This is a genomic window from Kitasatospora sp. NPDC057198 (genome assembly GCF_042670125.1).
In the GTDB taxonomy this organism is placed as follows: Bacteria; Actinomycetota; Actinomycetes; order Streptomycetales; family Streptomycetaceae; genus Kitasatospora.
The window spans coordinates 1-3,348 of sequence record NZ_JBHUWH010000654.1; the positions used below are offsets into that span (position 1 = coordinate 1).

Below are 3,348 nucleotides of genomic sequence, written 5' to 3' on the forward strand. Positions count from 1 at the left end.
GATACTCGGGGGCATGGACGATCTCGCGGGCTTCCTGCGGACCCGGCGCGCCCGGGTCGACCCGGCGACGGCCGGCATCCCCGTCGACGGCCGCCGCCGGGTGGCGGGGCTGCGGCGCGAGGAGGTCGCGCACCTGTCGGGGGTGAGCGTGGACTACTACGTGCGCCTGGAGCAGGGGCGCGCCACCCAGCCCTCCGAGCAGGTGCTGGACGCGCTGGCCCGGGTGCTGGGCCTGGACGGGACCGAGCGGGGCCACCTGCACCGGCTGGCCCGGCAACCCCGGCGCCGGGCGAAGGCCCCGAGCGGGCGGGTCCGGCCGGAGCTGCTGCGGGTGCTGGGCCTGGTCGCCGACGCGCCCGCGCTGGTCGTGGGCCACCGGCTGGACGTCCTGGCCGGCAACCGCCTCGCCGGGCTGCTCTACGGCCGCCCGGAGATCGCGGGCCTGAACATCGCCCGGCACCTGTTCCTGGAGGAGGGCGCGCACGGCCTGTACGCGGGCTGGGAGACCTGCACCCTCGACGTGGTCGGCCACCTGCGGCTGGCCGCCGGGAAGTACCCGGACGACCCCCGACTGACCTCGCTGATCGGCGAGTTGGCGATGGGCAGCGAGCGCTTCCGCCGCCTGTGGGCGCGCGCGGACGTGCGGGCCCGCGCCCACGGGCGCAAGACGTACCGCCACCCGCTGGTCGGGCTGCTCGAACTGCACCACGAGAACTTCGCGCTGCCGGACGGGTCGGGCACCGAGCTGCTGGTGCTCACCGCGGCCCCCGGCAGCCCCGCCGAGGACGGGCTGCGCCTGCTCGCGGCCCTGGACGCGGACGGCGCCCGGGACCGGGAGGCCGCGGGCGCCCGGACCACCGAGTAGCCCTGGCGCCCGCGCCCGACCGGGTTCAGCCCGCGTTCGCGTCCGTGCTCGCGCCCGCGTTCGCGTCCGTGTCCGCGGTCGTGCTCGCGGTCGTGCTCGCGGTCGCGGCGAGCGCCTGCGCGACGGTGTCCGCCAGCGGCGTGGTCGGGCGGCCGATCAGCCGGGCCAGCTCGCCGCTGCCGCCGGCCAGCAGGCCGCGGGCGGTGCCGGAGACGTCCACGTCCACCAGGATCCCGGCGAGCTGCGGCGGCAGGCCCGCACCGGCGAGCACCCCGAGGTGGGCCTCGGCGGGCAGTTCGTGGTGGGCGACCTCCCGGCCGCTCTGCCGGGAGAGTTCGGCGGCGTACTCCTCGAGCGTCCAGGCCGTGTCGCCGCTGAGCTCGTAGGCGCGGTTCTCGTGGCCCTCGCCGGTCAGCACGACGGCGGCCGCGGCGGCGTAGTCGGCGCGGGTGGCGGAGCCGATCCGGCCGCCCGCGGTGCTGCCGACCACGCCGTGCTCCAACTGGACCGGGAGCAGCGCGGTGTAGTTCTCGGTGTACCAGCCGTTGCGCAGGAAGGTGTACGGCAGGTCGGAGTCGAGCACCGACTGCTCGGTGGCCTTGTGGTCGTCGGCGAGCCGGAAGCCGGCGTCCGGACCGCCGAGCACCCCGGTGTAGACCAGGCGGGCGGCCCCGGCGGCCCGCGCGGCCTCGATCACGGCGGCGTGCTGGGCGACCCGGCGGCCGACCTCGTTGCCGGAGACCAGCAGCACGGTGTCGCCGGGGCGGATCGCCGCGGCCAGGGTCTCGGGCCGGTCGTAGTCGGCGGGCCGCAGTTCGACGCCGCGGGCGGCCAGGTCGGCGGCCTTGTGCTCGTCGCGGACGGCGGCGGCGACCTCGGAGGCCGGGACGCGGGCCAGCAGTTCGTCGATGACGAGGCGGCCGAGCTGTCCGGTGGCGCCGGTGACGACGATGCTCATGGGGATGCAACTCCTGGGGCGGGGCGAAGGGTGGTACGACGGCTGTCGCACCCACCGTAGGAAAGTCACTATCGAATCGGAAGTACCCACTTTCGAGTAAGCTACTTCCATGAACCTCAGGGTGAAGGAACTGACCGGCGGACTCCCGGTGGACGTCAACTCGGAGTGCTGCGCCTCGCGCGGCATCCTGGAGCACGTCACCAGCCGCTGGGCGGTGCTGGTGCTGGCCGTCCTGCTGGACGGCACCCACCGGTTCAGCGAACTGCGCCGCGCGGTGGGCGGGGTGAGCGAGAAAATGCTCTCCCAGACCCTGCAGACCCTGGAGCAGGACGGCCTGGTGCACCGCGAGGCGCACGCCGTCATCCCGCCGCGCGTCGACTACACACTGACCCCGCTCGGCGAGGAGGCCGCCCGGCAGGTCTGGGCGCTGGCCCGCTGGGCCGAGTCGCGGGTCCCCGAGGTGCTGGCGGCGCGGGCGGCCCACGCCGAGGCGAAGGCCGCGCGGACGGACGGCGGCACCGGCCCGGCGGCGCGGCCCCGGACGGGGACGGGAACGGGAACGGGGACGGGCGGGTAGGGCTCGTCCGGGGTGCGGAGCGCCAGGGGGCGATGACCGGCCCGGCCCCGCGGAGGCGCGCATCGGCCGCGGCATCCGGGCGGCGGCGGTCTCGGCCCACTCGATGCGGCCGAAGCTCACGTGTTCCACCCCCGGCCCGGTCGATCACCGGCTCGGGCCGGCCGGAGCCGGGGCGGGTGGTACACGGTCGGGGCGGGCGGGCCGCCGCCCTCGGTCGCGGGCCGGGCCCTGGCGCCGCCCTCCCCCGTCCGGAAGTCCCCTGTGCCGCAGGCGTCCTGACGACTGGTCGAAAGCCCGCCCGAACGGCTTCGACCACGATCTATACTCCGGCCGTGACCACTCCGAACCCCCAGCCGACCCCGATCCGGTGCACCCACTGCGGGCACACCGGACTCGACCAGGGCTTCATCGAGGACGACGGCCGCGACAGCCAGGGCGACGCCCGGTGGATACCGGGGCCGGTCGAGCACGGGCCGCTGGGCGGGGCCAGGCGCTTCGGCCGGGCCCGGGTGCAGATCGACGCCTTCCGCTGCCCGCTCTGCGGCCACCTGGAGCTGTTCGCCCGGACGCGGCTCGTCTGAGCCCGGTCGGGGCTCAGGCCGCGGGCGGGGCTCAGGCCGCGGGCGGGGCGCTCCAGTCCGGGTCCCGGCCGAGCAGGCGCAGCACCTGCTCCAGCGGGTCGGCGCCGGGCGGGGCGTCCAGCACCGGGGCGAAGGCGGCGCCCGGTGCCCCGCGGGCGGGGCCGGTGGGGACGAGGGCGGCGATCGGCAGGACGGCGGCGACCAGGTCGGCGTCGAAGGCGGGCCGGACGCCGATCGAGACCGCGACGTCCCAGGCGTGGACGAGGTAGTCCAGGAAGTGGAAGGAGATGGCCTGCGGCGCGGGGAACGGACCGCCGTCGCGGACCTCGGGGAGGTGGAAGCGGCGCTCCAGCACGCCCTCCTCGGC

At 76.6% G+C, this 3,348-nt stretch carries 4 protein-coding genes and 1 pseudogene; 3 read left to right on the forward strand and 2 right to left on the reverse strand.

Features of this window, described 5'->3' with window-relative positions; translation table 11 throughout:
• Positions 1 to 13: 13 nt before the first annotated feature.
• Positions 14 to 865, forward strand: coding sequence for a helix-turn-helix transcriptional regulator (locus tag ACFUEL_RS37250; RefSeq protein ID WP_380242265.1), 852 nt, complete (start codon positions 14 to 16; stop codon positions 863 to 865).
• A gap of 25 nt (positions 866 to 890) precedes the next feature.
• Here ACFUEL_RS37250 and ACFUEL_RS37255 read toward each other — a convergent pair whose 3' ends face one another.
• On the reverse strand, positions 891 to 1,823 hold the full coding sequence (locus tag ACFUEL_RS37255) for an NAD(P)H-binding protein (protein ID WP_380242267.1): 933 nt from the start codon (positions 1,821 to 1,823) through the stop codon (positions 891 to 893).
• A gap of 109 nt (positions 1,824 to 1,932) precedes the next feature.
• Here ACFUEL_RS37255 and ACFUEL_RS37260 point away from each other — a divergent pair, with 109 nt between their 5' ends.
• A complete protein-coding gene (locus tag ACFUEL_RS37260) occupies positions 1,933 to 2,400 on the forward strand; it encodes a winged helix-turn-helix transcriptional regulator (protein ID WP_380242269.1) in 468 nt (155 codons plus the stop codon).
• Positions 2,401 to 2,732: 332 nt separating this feature from the next.
• Positions 2,733 to 2,981: a hypothetical protein gene (locus ACFUEL_RS37265; RefSeq protein WP_380242271.1), complete on the forward strand. Its 249-nt coding sequence runs from the start codon at positions 2,733 to 2,735 to the stop codon at positions 2,979 to 2,981.
• 31 nt (positions 2,982 to 3,012) lie between these two features.
• Here ACFUEL_RS37265 and ACFUEL_RS37270 read toward each other — a convergent pair.
• Positions 3,013 to 3,348 (reverse strand): annotated as a pseudogene (locus ACFUEL_RS37270) (TIGR03086 family protein); the annotation flags it as partial.

What these genes read in the sequence shown, in the direction of transcription:
- ACFUEL_RS37250 (WP_380242265.1), top strand. Translation starts at nt 14, where the DNA reads ATGGACGATCTCGCGGGCTTCCTGCGGACCCGGCGCGCCCGGGTCGAC.
- ACFUEL_RS37255 (WP_380242267.1), bottom strand. Translation starts at nt 1,823, where the DNA reads ATGAGCATCGTCGTCACCGGCGCCACCGGACAGCTCGGCCGCCTCGTC.
- ACFUEL_RS37260 (WP_380242269.1), top strand. Translation starts at nt 1,933, where the DNA reads ATGAACCTCAGGGTGAAGGAACTGACCGGCGGACTCCCGGTGGACGTC.